Annotated in this window: 16 protein-coding genes; 5 read left to right on the top strand and 11 right to left on the bottom strand. The window is 56.8% G+C overall.

The features are described 5' to 3' along the window. Nucleotides 1-33: 33 nt before the first annotated feature. The 6 genes from fliF to HQL63_13075 form a co-directional block, all read right to left on the bottom strand. A complete protein-coding gene (gene fliF, locus HQL63_13100; GenBank protein MBF0177764.1) occupies nucleotides 34-1,674 on the bottom strand; it encodes a flagellar M-ring protein FliF in 1,641 nt (546 codons plus the stop codon). A gap of 55 nt (nucleotides 1,675-1,729) precedes the next feature. Further along, on the bottom strand, nucleotides 1,730-2,044 hold the full coding sequence (fliE, locus tag HQL63_13095; protein ID MBF0177763.1) for a flagellar hook-basal body complex protein FliE: 315 nt from the start codon (nucleotides 2,042-2,044) through the stop codon (nucleotides 1,730-1,732). Between the two features lie 23 nt (nucleotides 2,045-2,067). Further along, nucleotides 2,068-2,493, bottom strand: coding sequence for a flagellar basal body rod protein FlgC (gene flgC, locus HQL63_13090; protein ID MBF0177762.1), 426 nt, complete (start codon nucleotides 2,491-2,493; stop codon nucleotides 2,068-2,070). Between the two features lie 43 nt (nucleotides 2,494-2,536). Continuing rightward, nucleotides 2,537-2,950, bottom strand: a complete 414-nt coding sequence (gene flgB / locus HQL63_13085; protein ID MBF0177761.1) for a flagellar basal body rod protein FlgB — start codon at nucleotides 2,948-2,950, stop codon at nucleotides 2,537-2,539. A gap of 111 nt (nucleotides 2,951-3,061) precedes the next feature. Next, nucleotides 3,062-4,474: an amidophosphoribosyltransferase gene (locus HQL63_13080; protein ID MBF0177760.1), complete on the bottom strand. Its 1,413-nt coding sequence runs from the start codon at nucleotides 4,472-4,474 to the stop codon at nucleotides 3,062-3,064. Between the two features lie 322 nt (nucleotides 4,475-4,796). Further along, nucleotides 4,797-6,095, bottom strand: coding sequence for a hypothetical protein (locus tag HQL63_13075; GenBank protein ID MBF0177759.1), 1,299 nt, complete (start codon nucleotides 6,093-6,095; stop codon nucleotides 4,797-4,799). A gap of 497 nt (nucleotides 6,096-6,592) precedes the next feature. On the opposite strand from HQL63_13075, the gene HQL63_13070 reads away from it, so the two are divergent. From HQL63_13070 to HQL63_13050, 5 genes are all read left to right on the top strand, one after another. Next, nucleotides 6,593-7,783, top strand: a complete 1,191-nt coding sequence (locus HQL63_13070) for an 8-amino-7-oxononanoate synthase (protein ID MBF0177758.1) — start codon at nucleotides 6,593-6,595, stop codon at nucleotides 7,781-7,783. Then, nucleotides 7,780-8,472, top strand: coding sequence for a hypothetical protein (locus HQL63_13065; protein MBF0177757.1), 693 nt, complete (start codon nucleotides 7,780-7,782; stop codon nucleotides 8,470-8,472). Before HQL63_13070 ends, HQL63_13065 begins: the two co-directional genes overlap by 4 nt. A gap of 336 nt (nucleotides 8,473-8,808) precedes the next feature. Beyond that, complete coding sequence (locus tag HQL63_13060) at nucleotides 8,809-9,573, top strand: methyltransferase domain-containing protein (GenBank protein MBF0177756.1); 765 nt, start codon at nucleotides 8,809-8,811, stop codon at nucleotides 9,571-9,573. Between the two features lie 28 nt (nucleotides 9,574-9,601). Further along, nucleotides 9,602-10,579 carry a biotin synthase BioB gene (gene bioB, locus HQL63_13055; protein ID MBF0177755.1) on the top strand — a complete coding sequence of 326 codons (978 nt, stop codon included), beginning with the start codon at nucleotides 9,602-9,604 and terminating at the stop codon, nucleotides 10,577-10,579. Nucleotides 10,580-10,692: 113 nt separating this feature from the next. Continuing rightward, on the top strand, nucleotides 10,693-12,222 hold the full coding sequence (locus HQL63_13050) for an adenylyltransferase/cytidyltransferase family protein (protein MBF0177754.1): 1,530 nt from the start codon (nucleotides 10,693-10,695) through the stop codon (nucleotides 12,220-12,222). Nucleotides 12,223-12,402: 180 nt separating this feature from the next. Here HQL63_13050 and HQL63_13045 read toward each other — a convergent pair whose 3' ends face one another. From HQL63_13045 to HQL63_13025, 5 genes are all read right to left on the bottom strand, one after another. Continuing rightward, nucleotides 12,403-13,647: a c-type cytochrome gene (locus HQL63_13045; protein ID MBF0177753.1), complete on the bottom strand. Its 1,245-nt coding sequence runs from the start codon at nucleotides 13,645-13,647 to the stop codon at nucleotides 12,403-12,405. Between the two features lie 260 nt (nucleotides 13,648-13,907). Continuing rightward, nucleotides 13,908-14,933 (bottom strand): TerC/Alx family metal homeostasis membrane protein, encoded by a 1,026-nt coding sequence (locus HQL63_13040; GenBank protein MBF0177752.1) that lies wholly within the window; start codon nucleotides 14,931-14,933, stop codon nucleotides 13,908-13,910. Nucleotides 14,934-15,000: 67 nt separating this feature from the next. Then, nucleotides 15,001-15,579 (bottom strand): TerD family protein, encoded by a 579-nt coding sequence (locus tag HQL63_13035; protein ID MBF0177751.1) that lies wholly within the window; start codon nucleotides 15,577-15,579, stop codon nucleotides 15,001-15,003. Between the two features lie 267 nt (nucleotides 15,580-15,846). Then, nucleotides 15,847-16,302: a tellurite resistance TerB family protein gene (locus tag HQL63_13030; protein MBF0177750.1), complete on the bottom strand. Its 456-nt coding sequence runs from the start codon at nucleotides 16,300-16,302 to the stop codon at nucleotides 15,847-15,849. Nucleotides 16,303-16,355: 53 nt separating this feature from the next. Next, nucleotides 16,356-17,053, bottom strand: a 698-nt coding sequence (locus tag HQL63_13025; protein ID MBF0177749.1) for a TerD family protein, incomplete at its 5' end; no start/stop codon positions are given.

Raw genomic sequence — 17,053 nt, 5'->3', positions numbered from 1 at the left:
GGACCTCCATCCCAGTTTTTTAAACGTTTTTTTTCACTCCTCACTCATCCAGGAGCGCAGAACCTCCCGCGCCTCCTCCTGATGCTCGGCGATCAACTGCTGCGCCAACTGCATGGTGCGATCTGGTATGACCATTTTGGCTTGCTGATCCGAGGGCAAACTTCCCACACCCTCCATCATCAGGCGCCGTTCGAGATCCGCCACGGTCCCGGGCAGGGCATCCTCGTCCAACTTCTCCGGCATCAGCAGGGTTTTGACCATGGGCCGGATCACGAAGAAGACCAGCAGGAAGACCAACAGCCCAAACACGCCATACTTGGCCATTTCCAATTGGAACTCTGGCGTCAGCCAAGGATTGATTTCGTTATCCTGCACCTTGATGGACTCGAACGGCGTGTTGCTCACCTGTATGGTGTCACCACGATTGGCCTGGAACCCTACGGCCTCCTTGATGAGACCCGTCAACTTCTCCACCTCTTTGTCGTCCCGGGGGTGGTATACAGGCGGATCCTTGGAATTCTCCGCCGGTGTATAGGTTCCATCCACCACCACAGCCACCGACAAACGTTTGATCCCACCAACAGGCTCCTGGATCCGTTTGACGGTCTTGGAAATCTCGTAATTGACCCGTTCCCGCTCCACATTGCGGTTTTGTTTGGACCCGGCCCCACCACCAGCCGTGTTGGTATTATTGGGATCATTGGGTTGCACACCGGGCGTGCCGCCACTCCCAAAGACTCCGTTGCTCTGTTCCGTAACGACCTCTTCGCTCCGGGTCACCTGACCATCCGGGTCAAAGGACTCCTCCTGTCTCTCCACCCGCGCCAGATCCAGATCGACCGTCACCCGGATGAGGCTTTTGTCCGGACCCAGGATCCGGTCGAGCATGGTTTGCACCCGTTTTTCCAGGGTCTTCTCTTTTTCCCACTGCAACCCCAGACTGCGATCCGGCGCCATGCGTCCGTCGAGTGAGTCTTCACGTCCACCAGCCAGGAGAGCCCCTTTCTGGTCGACGACCGTGATGTTGGTTTTATCCAACCCCTCGACGGCGGATGCCACCAGATGGACAATGCCCTCGATCTGGGATGCGGTCAGGGGTTGCGCCAACTCCACAGTGATCGATGCCGTCGCCTTGCGCTCCTCGGAGACAAACATGGAACGTTTCGGCAGAACGACGTGTACCCGGGCACTCTTGACAGCCGACAAACTCTTGATCGTCCGCTCCAGCTCCCCCTGCAAGGCGCGCTGGTAGTTGACATGATTCATGAAGTCGGTCAATCCCCCCAGCGAGGTCTTGTCAAATATCTCGTAGCCAACCCCATCGTTGGTCTTGGGTATTCCCAGAGTGGCCAACTCCAGGCGAACCTGGGTCAATTTGTCCGGCGGCACCCGAACCGTTTTGCCACCATCGGCCAATTCATAGGGAACCTTCATCTTGTCAAGCTGTTCCACCAACTGCGCCGCTTCGGCCTCCGGCATGCCGGAATACAACATCTTGTAGGACGGACGGGATGCAAACCAGATGATCGCGGCCAAAACCATAATGGCCGCGATGGCTGCAATCAAAATGCCGTTCTTGCCCGCCAGGGGCAGTTGCTCCATGAATCGGGAGATGCTCCACGGCTCAGCTTCGCCCTCGGCGGTTGTCGTTGAATCACTCCCTCTATCAGCCATGGGTCGCCTCGACTCTATCCATAGGTCACGTCAAAAAAATCCGGTAACTGATCCATCAAACCGACATGCTCATCACATCCCGATACACCTCCAGGGCCTTGTTGCGCACCTGAATCAGCAGGCGCATATCCAACTCCGCCTTGGCCGATGCAATCTGTGCATCGTGCAGATCGACCCCGGCATTACCCAGCAAGGCCCGTTGTGTCATATCATCGGCGCTTTTCTGTGCCAGATCCGTCTCCTTGATCTGATCGATCAACATCTCCGAAAAACTGCCTTTCCCCTTGGGCTCGTGCGTCTCGAACGCCGATGACAAGGAGGAGACCCCCGACATGATCGCGCTGTTTGAATCAATGGCTTGTATGTTCATGGCTCATCCTTGTTCGTGTATTGTCATTGTCCAATTTCCAAGGCCTTGACTGCCATGGCCTTGGTGGCATTCAAGACGGAGACATTGGCTTCATAACTCCGACTGGCCGACATCATGTTGACCATCTCGGTCATGACATCGATATTGGGCATGGCCACATAGCCATCCGCATTGGCATCCGGGTGAGTCGGATCGTACTGCATGCGGGGAGGGTTATTATCCACCACAACCCGATCCACAGCGACTCCTGTGGAGCCGGCTGCCGTCTCCTTGTCCATCATCACGTCGAAAGGGCGCGCCATGAAATGCGGATCACGCCGTTTATATGGCCCCCCCTCGGGAGTTCGTGTCGTCTGGGCGTTGGCAACATTCTCGGCGATCAGGTTCAGCCGCAGGCGTTGGGCTGCCAGACCGGAGGCCGTCACACGAAACGAATTCAAGAAATCCATCCTGCGTCCTCCTTCTCTTCGTTCAAACCGGTGCGGTCACACCCTACTTGCCGGCATCGATCACCATGCGCAACCGGCTGATCTGCCCGGCCATGGATTGCGCAGCATAGTTGTAGAGCAGCTGGTTGGCGGTCTGCCTGGACATCTCCTGTTCGATATCCACGGTGTTCCCGTCGCCCTTGGCGATCGCACCCTCCACCTCTTGCAGGTTTCCGGACGCCGCCGTAAAGTCAGTTGTCGGCAGATGTCGGCCATCGGTCCGGGCCAGCGCCAACTCGCCGGGCGGCGGTGGCATGGCTTCGGCCAGCTCCGCCTCAAAGTCCAGGCGGCGCGCTTTGTAGCCAGGGGTATCCACATTGGCTACATTGCTGGTGATGATCTCCTGACGGCGTTGGCGCAATTCCAGCAGATTTTTTTTAAACGCCCCGGTCGCCCCCAACAAACCCATATCAGACATGCCCATTCCCCTGACAAATCATTGACGACTACAGCCGAACGAGAGTGCGGTCGTTAGAGATATGCAGGATTTATGCCTGAGAAAAAAACGAAAGGGGAAAGGAAGAAGGGGTCAGGACTCCTGGAGCAGAGTCAGCCGCGTATCCTCTTTTTCTATTCTCGGAGAAGGAATGGGATAGTTTCCTGAAAAACAGGCATCGCAATAGCCGTCGGCGCTGCCATTGACCGACTGGTACAACCCATCCAGGGAGACAAAGGCCAGGGAATCGGCTTCAATGTAGGCACACATCTGCGCCACCGAGTTGTTGGCCGCCAAAAGCTCCTGCTGGTTGGGGGTGTCGATGCCATAGAAGCAGGGGTGGGTCGTGGGTGGCGAAGAGATGCGCAGATGCACTTCACTCGCGCCGGCAGCCCGGACCATTTTGACAATCTTGCGGCTGGTCGTACCACGCACGACGGAATCATCGACCAGAACGACCCGTTTTCCGGCAAAAAAGCCCGGCGGACTGTTGAGCTTGATCTTGACCCCAAAGTGGCGGATCGATTGCTGGGGCTCGATGAAAGTCCGCCCCACGTAGTGGTTGCGGATGATACCCAACTCAAACGGAATCCCGGAGGCCTGGGCAAACCCAAGCGCAGCCGGCACGCCCGAGTCCGGAACCGGAACCACCACGTCCGCCGTCACAGGATGTTCCCGGGCCAGGGTGGCGCCGATGCGCTTGCGGGCTTCGTAGACATTGACCCCATCGATGGCCGAATCGGGACGGGCAAAGTAGATGTACTCGAAAACGCACAATTTTCGGGATCGCCGTGGAAACGGATAGTAGGATTTTAACCCTTCCGGACCAATGGTGACCATCTCGCCGGGTTCGATGTCGCGCTCGAAGCGGGCGCCGATCAAATCCAGGGCACAGGTCTCCGACGACAAAACCCACCCGTGGTTATCCAAGCGCCCCAGAACCAGGGGCCGAATGCCATGCGGATCCCGCACGCCAATAAGCCGCCGTTCATTCATCGCCACCAGGGCATAGGCGCCGCGCACCTGGTAGAGAGCTTCGGTCACCCGTTCGTAGAAGGTCTGGCGTCGGGAGAGGGCCGTCAGATGGACGATCACTTCGGTGTCCATGGTGGATTGAAAAATGGACCCTCGGCGTTCCAGATCGCGGCGCATTTGCACCCCATTGACCAGGTTGCCGTTATGAGCGATGGCCATCCCTCCGTCAGCCGTATCGACGACCAGAGGTTGGAGATTGCGCTGGCTGGCACTCCCTCCGGAAGTGGAGTAGCGGACATGGCCAATGGCCTGACGCCCCTGTAGCCGCGCCAGATCCTGGCGCTTGAAAACATCCGCCACCAAACCCCGTCCACGATTGATGTGAAGAATGCGATCCTCCACCGATACAATGCCAGCCGACTCCTGGCCCCGGTGCTGGAGTGCATAAAGCCCAAGATAGACGAGATTGGCCGCCTCCGGGTGGTCATACACCCCAAAAACGCCACACTCATCCCGGAAATGATCGTCCAGGGGGTCATCACGATCAGAAGAGTCACCGCGAAGGGAAATCAACAGACGTATCCCCCTATGCCCGAAAAAGGGTATGCACCACTGGCCGTTGCCGCACCTTCAAAGTCGATGACTCTAACAGAAAAGGATCTGTTCAGCACCCATCAAAAAACGATCAAACGACCGGAGTAACCATTTACCACCCGGTCACGCATCGGGATCCAGGGAGCCAGCTCCCTGGTAAAGCCCAAGATGGTGTCCTGGTGGAGCCAGGGCGAAGCCCTGATCAAGGCTTTTATATCCAGGCTCTTCTTGAAAGGGTGCCGAACAGTTGCTCAATCCTTTACGGACAGGGCGACATGCTGATGCTTACCTTTTGTCCGGAGAAGGTAAAGACGTTGGTTCCCGCCGTGTTGAACTCGGATCCGGTAACTTTACCATCTGCGGCTATGGTTCCCGTAACAGAACCACTTGCACCAACAATTTTAAAATCCCCGCTGTCATTCACCGTTCCAGAGGCGCCAACGTAGGAATTGACGACGCTGCTGTTGCCGTGGTAGGAGGTGACGACGTTGTTGTTCCCGTCAACTGTCATGAACCACAATCCCGATACAGGCGAACCCCCTCCATCTTTCAAAAGGCTGGTGCTCGTGCCCGTGTACTTTCCTGCGTAGGGTGAGGTGCTTGCAAACGAATATTGGTTTCCGGCAAGGGAGACGGGGGTTGCTGCGGTGGTCGATGGGGTTGATGTCGTGGTGGGAAGCCATGTGATCGTGACCGAACCATCCTCCTTGATGTTTCCTGTGACGGAAGCGTCGTATGGTGTCGTCGAGGATTTATCCAGGTTGGGTATACTCAAATCTCCACTGACATTGTCAACCACTCCACTCTTGATCGATCCATCAGGCAGAACAATAACAAAATTGTTGTCACCACTGACAATCATGTTCCAACTCTTTGCGGCGTCGGAGTAGGCCCCGGAGAAAACGCTGATACCCTGTTTCGCCAGACAGGACACCATGTTGCTCATGGCCGTCGCTTCCGGAACGACAGTCAACCCCGGAGAGATGGCGGAAATGGCCGCCACAATGTTGCTGAGGTCACTGTTGAAGCTGCTGACATTACTGCCGGATTTAAAATCTGCAAGCAGATTGGCGATAATGCCCGTATTGGCCGATGTGATGGTTGAGGTCAGTTGTTGGTGGACAGCATCGGAAATCACCAAAGCAGCCCCCGCCCCTTTGTTCGGGTCAAGGGATTGGAGAAAGGTCGCAATATTTTTAACTTTCTGCGAGCTTCGCGTGGTTCCTGCTCCACCAAGGTGCATCGGACTGATCGGAGTGGACGACCCCGGGGCGCTTCCCAGCACGACATCACCGACCTTGAACGTCACAATCTCCCCAGGAACATAGAGATAAACCCCCTGGCTGGTGGTTTTACCACTTTGGGTCGGCGTTGAATAGGCCAATCCCTGCACGGGGGCATCGATAAAATAGCCGGTAGAAGTGGACGGTGTAGAGGTCGAGGCAGATGGGGTTTCGGTGGTCACAGCCGGACTGCCTCCGCCTTCCCCCCCCCCGCAACCACCACCGTAGAGCGACAGAATCAACGCCGACAGGACCATGTGAACACGTTTACGCATTTTTGCTCCCGGTATTTTTGAAGTGATTCCCGTGCCCGTCTCGTGCGGGCCGGCAAGGCAAAACACCTTTTCCAGGCTGCGCTGCTTTTAAGCAAAAAATATACCATAAAAACATGGTGACGACTATGGTGACGACTCGAAAAACCCGCAATACGTCTGCCATCTGGCGCAAAAAGACGCGCCAGGTGGCAGACCATGGCCCGCCCCCCTGGGCCTTTTTTGCAAACAGCGCAAAAAAGGCCTGGGAGAAGGGGGGGGCGCACAAAAACAAAACGGGGCGCTGCCCCGAACCCCGCAAGGGCGCTGCCCTTGACCCGCAAGGGCGCTGCCCTTGACCTGCCAGGGAGCCAGCTCCCTGGACCCCAATCCCAAGAAGCGATCTGCGACTGCCCTGTTGACGTAAATATTCGGCATGGCCATAGTTGTCAACCAAGTATATCATGGGGGTTGACAGCCTCGGTCTCGGTTGCGTTTTTTATTGTCGATCAGGATCCTGCATGCCATACACATCCTACCGTGCATTCATCCAACATCGCCAAAAGGCTGACCAACTGCGCGCTCTCCGTTCCATAATCCCTCTGCCTGGAGGGCGTGTTCAGGTCAATGGTCAGGAGTTGGTCAATTTTTCTGCCAACGACTACCTGGGATTGGCCGAACATCCGGAATTGATCCAACGCAGTCAGAGCTGGGCGGCGCGTTGGGGGGCCGGGTCGCGCGCTTCGCGGTTGGTATCCGGCAATCTGGAGATGTTTGCCGGGGTGGAACAAAAGCTGGCGTCAGGCAAAAGATCCCCCTCCGCCCTGCTCTTCAACTCCGGCTACCAGGCCAACGTGGCCATTCTGGGGGCCTTGCTGGATCCCCACATTCTGGGCGCCCAACCCCTGGTTTTTTCCGATCGTCTCAATCATGCCAGTATCCACCACGGCTGTCGGGCCGCCGGCGTGCGGCAGATCCGCTACCGGCACGCCGATCTGAATCACCTGGAAGATCTGCTGAATCAGCATCGTGACAAACCCGGACCACGTTTCATCCTTTCTGAAACTGTTTTCAGCATGGATGGGGATCAGGTCGATGTGGCCGGGCTGGTCGCGTTAAAAAATCGCCATAACGCTTTTCTCTACCTGGACGAGGCGCATGCCACGGGTGTGCTGGGACCGGATGGATTTGGCCTGTCGGCGGCTTTTCCCGGTCAGGTGGATCTGGCCATGGGCACCTTCAGCAAAGGGTTGGGAAGTTTTGGCGCCTATGCAGCCTGCTCCCGGGAGCTGGTCGATTTTTTGGTCAATCACTGTGGGGGCCTGATCTACGCCACAGCTCTGCCGCCTGCCGTGTTGGGCGCCATGGATGCCGCACTGGACCTGCTGCCAACCATGGCGCCGCTGCGACAACAACTGCTCGCCCGGGCCACACATTTGCGCCAGGTCTTTCGTGCCGCCGGTCTGGATACCGGGCTCTCTTCGACCCAGATCATCCCCCTCATCACCGGGTCGGCGACACAGGCCCTGCTCCTCTCCCGCCGGTTGGAGGCCTCTGGTATGCTGGCGGTGGCCATTCGCCCACCCACCGTGCCGGTCGGAAGCAGTCGCATCCGTTTTTCCCTGAGTGCCGCCCACCTGGAGACCGACCTGGCCAATCTGGAGGCGATGGCCCCGGTAATGGCCCGCATTCGACACGAGAGTTCCCCATGAAACCGGAGCTGGTGTGGGTGCATGGATGGGCATTGGGTCCAGGCATGTGGCGCGGCATGACCCGCCGCCTTCCCGAGTGGCGTCACCAGTTGCCGGATCTGGGATTTTTTGCCAGCCCCACCCCCCTGCACATCCCCTCAACCCCCTGGGTGGGCATCGGCCACTCCCTTGGGTTTCTCTGGCTATTGGAAGAGATGCGCCAGGAACGCCTGCCCATGACCCATTGCCTGGGTCTGGTCAGCATCAACGGCTTCACGCGCTTTTGCCGGGGAGACGGTCTTGCACATGGGGTCCATCCCAAAATTTTACACGGCATGGCCAGCCGCTGCCGCACGGATCCGGAAACGTTGTTGCGGGATTTTCGCCAAAAAGCCGGCTTGCCCATGGATCTTGGTCCCATCCCCATGGCCGCCCTCGATCAGAACCGGTTGCTCCTGGGTCTGCAATGGCTGGAGAAGTGGGATAACCGGGATCTCCTGGCCGGATTGACCCTGCCCATTCTCGCCCTGGCAGGCACAGATGATGCCGTGGTTTTGCCCGCTCATACACGGCAACTTTTTGCCGATCACGAAAAAATGAGTTGCCACTGGTTGGAAAATGGCCATCACATGCTGCCGCTGCTACAGCCGGCCTGGTGTGTGGAAAAATTGGAAGAGTTCCTCAAAAAAACAAAAAAAGAAAACGATTGAAAAAAAGAGGGGGTCTGGGGGATTCATCCCCCAGTGGGGTCTGGGGCAAAGCCCCAGAAAAGCCGGGAAAAGCGAACATCTCGAAGTGGATGGCATTTTTAATCTTATGAGAAACAAAGATGGAATGATATTTCATTGGGGCTTCGCCCCAAACCCCACCAGGAGGAAGGGCGCAGCCCTTCCTCCTGGACCTCCATCCCAGTCTTTCAATCGTTTTTTTTATGGAATGATATTTCATTGGGGCTTCGCCCCAAACCCCACCAGGAGGAAGGGCGCAGCCCTTCTTCCTGGACCTCCATCCCAGTCTTTCAATCGTTTTTTTTTATGAACCCTTTCTTGCGCAAACAAAAAATCACGACGGCCTTCTCCACCGCCTCCACCTACCACACCCAGGCGAAAGTCCAACTCCAGGTCGCCAACAATCTCGCCAGACATCTCCACAATTTAGACCTGCCACCCAGACCCTACATTCTGGAACTGGGCTGCGGCTCCGGCTTCCTCAGCGTCCACCTGCACAAGCACTGGCCCGACAGCCGCATCCTCCTGACCGATATCGCCCACCCCATGCTCCTCCGCTGCCGCAACACTCTGCAAATCCCATCCAATCAGGCCCATTTCGCAACCATGGATGGCGAATATCCCGCCGTCAACGCCGGGTGGGATCTCATCACCTCCAGCATGACCGTGCAATGGTTCGACAACCTCCCAACCGCCCTGCATCGCCTCGCCGCACTGCTGAATCCCGGCGGATGGCTGATGTTTTCCACGCTGGGCCAGGAGACATTCCAGGAGTGGCGCCACCTTTGTGACCAGTCAGCCATGACCTGCGGCACACCCCACTATCCATCCAGCGATCAGTTGCAGGCCATGTGGCCCACAACTGGCCAAGGCCAGGTGACCGAAGAACGCATCACCCAACAGCACCCGAACCCATGGGCCTTTTTGCAGGAGTTGAAAGCACTCGGCGCCCACCAGGCCGCCCACAACCACCAACCCGCCACAGCCGGCCAAATGCGCCGCCTCCTGTGCCACGGCAATCCGAACCCCGGCTTCTCCATAACCCACCACATTTTGTATGGCCACTTTCGCCAAGGAAATTGACCTTATGCACGACGCTTTTTACGACGAGATGACACGCCTCGCCCTGGCAGGAGAAACGATTCCCGCCGATGCCGCCATGCGCATTCTGACCGATCCAAACCTGGAGTTGCTGCCCCTCATGCATGCGGCCTATCAAGTCCGTGCCCGCTATTTTGGGCGCTATGTGCGGGTGCAAATTTTGAATAATGTCCAAAACGGCTATTGTCCGGAAGACTGCAACTACTGCGCACAAGCCGCCGGCAGCGAAGCCAAAATCACCAAATTCCACCTCAAACCCGATGAGGAGATCCTGGTCGGGGCCAAAAAAACCTGGGAGGCCGGGGCGTTTCGCTACTGTATTGTCCTCTCGGGTCGTGGTCCCACCGAAAACCGGGTTGACCACATGGCCGGTCTGGTGCGTCAGATCAAGGCGCAATGGCCCGTGGAAGTGTGCCTCTCGGCAGGGTTCATCGATGAAAAGATGGCAAAAACCCTGAAAGAAGCCGGCTTGGACCGCTACAATCACAACCTGAACACGGCTGAAAACCACTACGGCGCCATTTGCACCAGCCACGGCTATGCGGATCGTCTGCACACCCTGGAAAACGCCCGCAAAGTGGGGTTGGAAGTGTGCAGCGGCATCATCATCGGCATGGGCGAAACGCCTGCCGAAGTGTTGGAGGTGGCCATGACATTGCGCCGCCTGCAAGCACGCTCCATTCCAGTCAACTTTTATGTCCACATCGAAGGGGCGCGTCTGGGGGTCATCAACGCCCTGACGCCACAATATTGCCTGCGGGTTCTGGCCCTGTTTCGTCTGACCAACCCGGATGCCGAGATCCGCGCCGCCGGAGGCCGCGAAAGCAACCTGCGCTCCCTGGAAACCCTGGCGCTTTATCCGGCCAATGCCGTTTTCAGCGAGGGGTATCTCAACACCGGCGGAGATACGACAAAAAAGACGGTGAGTCTGATCGAAGATGCCGGCTTTGTCGTGGAACGCATCGAAGAAAAAGACGATAGGTGCTGAATAGTCTTGGCTTGAATCTTGCGTTTTCATATCCGCTCCGCACCCCCAAACCGGGGATGCAAAATGTTTACAAGTCGAGCCGCACTCCCCCGTACCCGCAAAAAGAGAAGATCATGGCTATTGGCGACAAAATTCTCTCCCTGAACGACCTGGGCCAAAAAGCGACTGAATTGAAAAAGCTGGGCCGTATCGTGGTTCTGTGCCACGGCACTTTCGATCTGTTGCATCCCGGACATATCCGCCACCTGCGGCGCGCCCGTGAAGAGGGGGATTGTCTCCTGGTGACCGTCACCGCCAACCCCTTTGTCAACAAAGGGCCGGGACGACCGGTCTTCCATCACGACTTGCGGGCAGAAAATCTGGCCTCTCTGGAGTGTGTGGACTACGTAGCCATCAACCATGATGTCACAGCCGTGCCGGTCATCAACCTGATTCAGCCCAACGTCTACGTCAAAGGGCAGGATTACCAGGCGGCCCAGGATGACATCACCGGCAACATTGTCATCGAACAAAAGGCCGTGGAGAGTTTCGGCGGGCGCGTTTTCTATACTGATGAGATCGTTTTCAGTTCCACCAGTCTGCTCAATGAGCACTTTGACCTGTTTCCCGCATCGACCAAGGAGTTTCTCCAAAATTTTCGTTCCCGATATCAATCCGGGGCCATTATCGACCAAATTCTCTCCCTGGAAAAATTGAAGGTTTTGGTGGTGGGCGAGGCCATTGTCGATGAATATTGCTACTCCACCTCGATGGGCATCACCGGCAAAAGTCCAGACGTTCTGGCGGTTCGTTTTGACTCCATGGAACAATTTGCCGGCGGTTCTCTGGCCATTGCCAATCACCTGGCTGGATTTGCCGCCGAGGTCACTTTGTTGACTGGTCTTGGCCGCAACGATCATCACGAGCCATTCATCCGCTCCCGTCTCGAAGAGCGTGTGCGCCCCGCTTTTTTTTATTATGAGCAATCCCAGACACTGGTCAAACGCCGTTTTGTGGACGTAGATGCCCGCAAGTTGTTCGAGGTCTATTTTTATGACCCAAACCCCCTGACCCCCAGGATTGAAGAACAAATTCTCGCCTGGATCCAGACCCACGCCCACACCTATGACGTTGTGATCGTTCCGGATTATGGCAATGGTTTCATCTCCGCCGCCATGATCGAGGCGATTTGTGCTTCCGCCCGTTTTTTGGCGGTCAACACCCAGATCAACAGCGGCAGTCGGGGCTATCACGCCATCACCCGCTATCCCCGCGCCGACTTTGTCTCCCTCAACGAACCTGAGGTACGCCAAGCCGCCCACAACCGTCATGACCCTTTGGAACAGGTCACGTTGCAGATCGGTCAGCGGGTCAAGGCCGAACAGATCGCCATCACCATGGGATCGGTGGGGGCCATGATGCTGAATACGAAGACCGCCTCCACCTATCGTGTTCCGGCCCTTGCCACCCGGGTGGTGGACAATATTGGCGCTGGTGATGCCTTTCTCTCTTTGGCTGGCTTGGCGATAGGGGGGGGATTGAGTCCGGAACTGGCCTTGTTCCTCGGCAGCGCCGCCGCCGCCCTGGATGTGCAGATCGTCTGTAACCGGGAACCGGTCAGCCCTGTGCAACTGTTCAAGTATGTAACAACCTTACTGAAGTGACAAGAAAAACTTGGAATAGTGTAACTATTCAGCACCCTTTCAGGAAAGGCTTGGATATGAAAGCCTTTGTCAGGGCTTCGCCCCGAACCCCACCAGGACTCTGTCCTGGACCTGCCAGGGAGCCAGCCCCCTGGACCCCGCTTCGTTGCCAAGTGGTGGATAGTTGCGGAATAGTTACCTTTATTTCGGCGCCAACAACCCCGTATCGACCGAAAAACGCGACACATAATCCAGGATACCCCGGATATGCTCATCGGTCAGGTCATGCAACTGCAACGCCTTGAGAGGGTGCAGCGCGTGATGCTGGCCACTGCGCATCATCCCGTACTGCCGCGCCATGTAGGCATGGTGTTGCCCCTGGATCCGTGGGACAAGGTTGGGGCCATCTCCCTCCCCCGTCTGGCCATGACAACGTGCGCAATGGTCATGATAAAGATTTTTTCCCATAAGCAGTTCCGTCCCTGGTCCTTGACCATGAAAAGGGGTCATGGGCAACCTTGCGATATAGGCCGTCACATCGGCCATGGCCTGCTCGCCACCCATGGCATCCACCTGGGCGTGACGGCTCATGCTGGGCGTCTCGCGATTTTTTTTCACAATATCGAGCCACTGCCTGAGCAACACCGGAGCATGCTGACCGGAAATCTGCGGCAACTCCCCTTGCGTGGTACCCCAGCCATGCGCCTGGTGGCACTGGTTGGCGCAAAAAGAGTCGTAAAGATCCTTTCCCTTGATTGGACTCCCTTTCAACTCAAAGACTTCTTCTCTTGGTTGTCCCCGATTCCAACTGTCGAGAACAACATCGATCAGGCTTTTGCCATAGTTAAGGCTGTGGGGATTGGTGATTTTGGTTTCGACACCCTCCCGAGCCTTCTTTCGGTATTCAAACTCCATGGCCTGCTGGTAGTAGGTTCTGGCCCGGGTCCAGTTTCCGTTGCGATTGTGAGCCACGCCCAGGTTGAGCAGGACAATCGGATTTTTTGGATTGAGCCGCCAAGCCTCCTCAAGGGCGGCGATGGCGCCCCCGTTGTTGCCTGCCGCCATGAGCCCGGTGGCGGAACTGGACAGCTCTTTGGCTTTTTGGATGGCAGAATCGGACTTTTTGGCGTGTGCCTCACCCTTCTTGCCGGTCGGGGAACCCTTTTTTTCCGGTTCGGAAGCCGTTTGTGGTTCCGACTCCTCCTGTGGAAAAACACCCGGTGGCGCGGCTTTTCGCGGCTGGGGTTGCGCTGACCCCGGCAGCTTCACAACACCGGACGGAGCAGGAGCCGCCTTGCAGGGCTCACTGCTCAGCTCATACCCACCCTGTTCATTGCCACACTGGTAGAGAGTCTTGGCCTGTGTCGGCAATGGAAAAAGTCCCACCGTAACGAACAGGACACCAGCCAGCTTTGCAACCAGCTTTGCAACCAGCTTTGCACCCATTCAGCACCCTTGCAAGAAGAGCTTGGATATGAAAGCCTTTGACAGGGCTTCGCCTTTTGCAACCATTCAGCACCCTTGCAAGAAAAGCCTGGATATGAAAGCCTTTGACAGGGCTTCGCCCCGAAACCCACCAGAGCGCCGCCCTGGACTGAGCCTGAGAGCCAGCCCCCTGAACCCCGACTCATGGCTCAGCCATTCCCGGAGCATTGGAACCTTTCTGCACGTCAAATCAACACGGTTGAACCACTGGCGCCGGGCGGCTACCCGGTTTTTGAGTCATCTTTTTCCGGCCAGATGAACGAGGCCAGAACGCCCAGCCCCAACACGCCTACGACCACCAGCAGGCTGGCATTGGGGGAGATGTCAAATCCAGGCCAGTGGAAGATATGATTGGTGGCCGTCAGGGCCAGTTTGCCGGCTATGAAAAACAGCAGGGCAATGACGGCTTTGGACAGATGCACCAAATATTTGGTCAGGGCGGCCAGAACGAAATACAACGACCGCAGGCCAAGGATGGCAAAGATCATGGCTGCATAGACCAGAAGCGGCTCCCGGGTGACGGCAATAACCGCAGGCACCGAATCGAAAGCAAACATCACATCGGATGTCTCGATGGCCATGAGACACAGCAAGGCCGGCGTGGCATAGAGGGCCGCAGGTCGCGTTACGCTGATCGTCGCATCGGATTGCTTGGCCTGTTCAACCTCCTTTTTGCTGAGAAAAAACCGTCCACCGTGCAGGCGCGGAAAAACCGGCAGCACCTTTTCGGTCATGGTGACCGACCAGTGGTGGGAGTAATCCTTGATCTCCTTCTCGGCCTGTTCCGCAGTGAGCATTTTCCAGCCGCTCCAGGCAACGATGGCGGCAAAGACGTACTCCACCCAGGAGCTCATGGCAAAAAGGGAGGTGCCGGCCAGGACGAAGATGGCTCGAAACGCCAAGGCTCCGATGATGCCGTAGTAGAGGATCCGGTGCTGCATGGCGCCATGGATGGCAAAGCTGGAAAAGATGGCGATGAACACCATCAGGTTGTCCACCGAAAGCGATTTTTCCAGCACGTATCCGGCCAGGTAGAGATTGGCCCAGGATTTGTCAAATTTCAGGTACAGGTAGACATAAAAACCCAGAGCGACACAGACCCAAAAACCGGACCAGAGAACCGCGTCGCGGAAGGTGATCTCCTTATCCTGGGGATGTGCGTGCAGATCCATATAGAGCGACACCACGATCACGCCAACAAAAATAGAGATCGTTTCCAGCGGAAAGCCAAAATGTTCCATGAACAAACCCCGTCAATTTCAGCGAACAACGATGCGGGGAAGGGAACCACGGGATCCCCTTCCCCTGAGGCACTCAACCCACGTTGACGCCAAAGCTTTTGGCCATAGGCCCCAGACCACCGGCAAACCCCTGGCCGACGGCGCGGAATTTCCACTCGGTGTTATTCCGGTAGACCTCGCCAAAAACCATGGCAGTTTCCGTGGATGCATCTTCGGAGAGATCATAACGGGTGATCTCCCGGGCGTTGGCGTCGTTGACGACGCGGATGAACGCATTGCGAACCATGCCAAAGTTTTGTTTCCGGACATCCGCTTCGTGGATGGTGACGGAGAAGACGATCTTCTGGACCTCGGTCGGCACCTTGGCGAGATCAATTTTGAGGGACTCGTCATCCCCTTCGCCGGCCCCGGTACGGTTGTCTCCAACATGCTCGACACTGCCATCTGTGCTGCGCATGTTGTTGTAGAAGACAAAATCGCTGTCAGCGCGAACTTTGCCATCGGCTTTCAGCAGGAAGGCGCTGGCATCAAGGTCGAAATCGGCGCCATCAGTCGCCCGGGCATCCCAACCCAGACCCACCAAAATTTGGGTCAGGCCCGGCTCTTCCTTGCTGAGGGAGACATTCCCTCCCTTGCTCAAACTGACACTCATGGATTTCCTCCCGTTTGGTAATTGCCTGTTGGGTGACGGACTCTTCTTCCGTTGCTTCTGCCGTAACTATGTCAGCACCGTTTCAAGAAAAGCCTGGATATGAAAGCCTTTGTCAGGGCTTCGCCCCGAACCCCACCAGGACTCTGTCCTGGATCTGCCAGGGAGCCAGCCCCCTGGACCCCGATGCGTGACCGGGCGGTGAATAGTTACCTTCTGCCCTTGATTCTCCGACCGGTTCGGGTCGGATGGTTTGGACGGTTCATCTGTTCAGAGGTCAAAATCGGCAGGGGGCAGACCGAGTTCCCGGCAGATTTCGCGAACCACTTTTTTTTCCTGATCGTCAAAATGGCCATCCGAGGCGCCAATGACGCAGCACACCCGCACCAGGAGCCTGGATTCATCGGTTTTTTTGGCAATTTTGCTGATCACTTTCAGGGCTTCCGCCTTGCCCAGGGCATAGTCGAACTCCAGTTTGCCGATGTGTTGCTGGAAGGAGTTGATCACGACGTTCATGTCGTAGTGTTTGAGGGCTTCCGAGTTGCGAATGAAACCCATCATTTTTTGTTTCTCTTCCGAGGAGGCATTGCCATCAGCCGCCGCCACCAGGGCGCATCCGGCCATGACGGCTTCCATCAGGTCACGGTTACGAAATTTGGTCATTTCGGTAGCGACAGAGGATTGCATCTGTTGCGCCTTGGCTTTGAGATCGTCAAAAAAACCCATATATCACCTCGCACTTTCCTTGTTGTATGTTTCCTGTCGGTATCACCAGCCCATCAGTCCTTGTTTCCGGCACGCCACTGGAAGCCCCATCCGTAGGCCTGGTCCATATCGCTTTGCCCACGGAAATATTCGGCGAGTTTTGTGACCTTGATCGCCCCCTGGACATTTTCCAGGACGGCAATGGCGCACATGGCACAGTGATCGCGGCCATGGGTCAGGCGCACCTCAAGCGGGGGTTCATTCTGGATATAAACCGTCACCACGCCGTCGGTAGCATTCCAGTTCGGGGCACCTTCGTAGATGAAGGCGTAAATGAGGACTTTTTTGATTCTACTCCATTTATTCCCATCGATCAACATATTTTCACCCCCTTCGTTTGCGCCCGTGCGGTCATCGCCGGAGAGTTGGATGAAAGGGGGTTCCGTCAGGGAGCCGAACCGATTGCCCAATGCCTGGATGGCCGTTTTGAGGCCATCGTTCAATTCGACAAAACAACCTAAATCCAAGTCGATCCCCTTGGCCTGGCGGCTGAAGAAACCGCGTGACACCGGGGCGGCTCTCGACCAGTTCAGGTTGATGCGGATCTGGCCAAAGCCCGCACTTTTTTTCTCCAGGCTGACGCTGGCGCCCCTCTTCTCCAGGGTCACCTTGCTCAGATTGACGGGGGGTGCGGGTGGTGGCGTGGGCGATGGAGCGGGTGGAGCGACAGGAGGGGGCGTGGGGTGCGACGGCGGCGATCCAGTCAACGGAG

The sequence above is a fragment of the Magnetococcales bacterium genome (assembly GCA_015231175.1).
GTDB lineage: Bacteria > Pseudomonadota > Magnetococcia > Magnetococcales > DC0425bin3 > HA3dbin3.
This window is presented reverse-complemented; position numbering and strand designations above follow the sequence as displayed.

What these genes read in the sequence shown, in the direction of transcription:
- HQL63_13065 (MBF0177757.1), top strand. Translation starts at nt 7,780, where the DNA reads ATGAAACCGGAGCTGGTGTGGGTGCATGGATGGGCATTGGGTCCAGGC.
- fliE (MBF0177763.1), bottom strand. Translation starts at nt 2,044, where the DNA reads ATGAACATACAAGCCATTGATTCAAACAGCGCGATCATGTCGGGGGTC.
- HQL63_13030 (MBF0177750.1), bottom strand. Translation starts at nt 16,302, where the DNA reads ATGGGTTTTTTTGACGATCTCAAAGCCAAGGCGCAACAGATGCAATCC.
- HQL63_13035 (MBF0177751.1), bottom strand. Translation starts at nt 15,579, where the DNA reads ATGAGTGTCAGTTTGAGCAAGGGAGGGAATGTCTCCCTCAGCAAGGAA.
- fliF (MBF0177764.1), bottom strand. Translation starts at nt 1,674, where the DNA reads ATGGCTGATAGAGGGAGTGATTCAACGACAACCGCCGAGGGCGAAGCT.
- flgB (MBF0177761.1), bottom strand. Translation starts at nt 2,950, where the DNA reads ATGTCTGATATGGGTTTGTTGGGGGCGACCGGGGCGTTTAAAAAAAAT.
- HQL63_13050 (MBF0177754.1), top strand. Translation starts at nt 10,693, where the DNA reads ATGGCTATTGGCGACAAAATTCTCTCCCTGAACGACCTGGGCCAAAAA.
- flgC (MBF0177762.1), bottom strand. Translation starts at nt 2,493, where the DNA reads ATGGATTTCTTGAATTCGTTTCGTGTGACGGCCTCCGGTCTGGCAGCC.
- HQL63_13070 (MBF0177758.1), top strand. Translation starts at nt 6,593, where the DNA reads ATGCCATACACATCCTACCGTGCATTCATCCAACATCGCCAAAAGGCT.
- HQL63_13045 (MBF0177753.1), bottom strand. Translation starts at nt 13,647, where the DNA reads ATGGGTGCAAAGCTGGTTGCAAAGCTGGTTGCAAAGCTGGCTGGTGTC.
- bioB (MBF0177755.1), top strand. Translation starts at nt 9,602, where the DNA reads ATGACACGCCTCGCCCTGGCAGGAGAAACGATTCCCGCCGATGCCGCC.
- HQL63_13075 (MBF0177759.1), bottom strand. Translation starts at nt 6,095, where the DNA reads ATGCGTAAACGTGTTCACATGGTCCTGTCGGCGTTGATTCTGTCGCTC.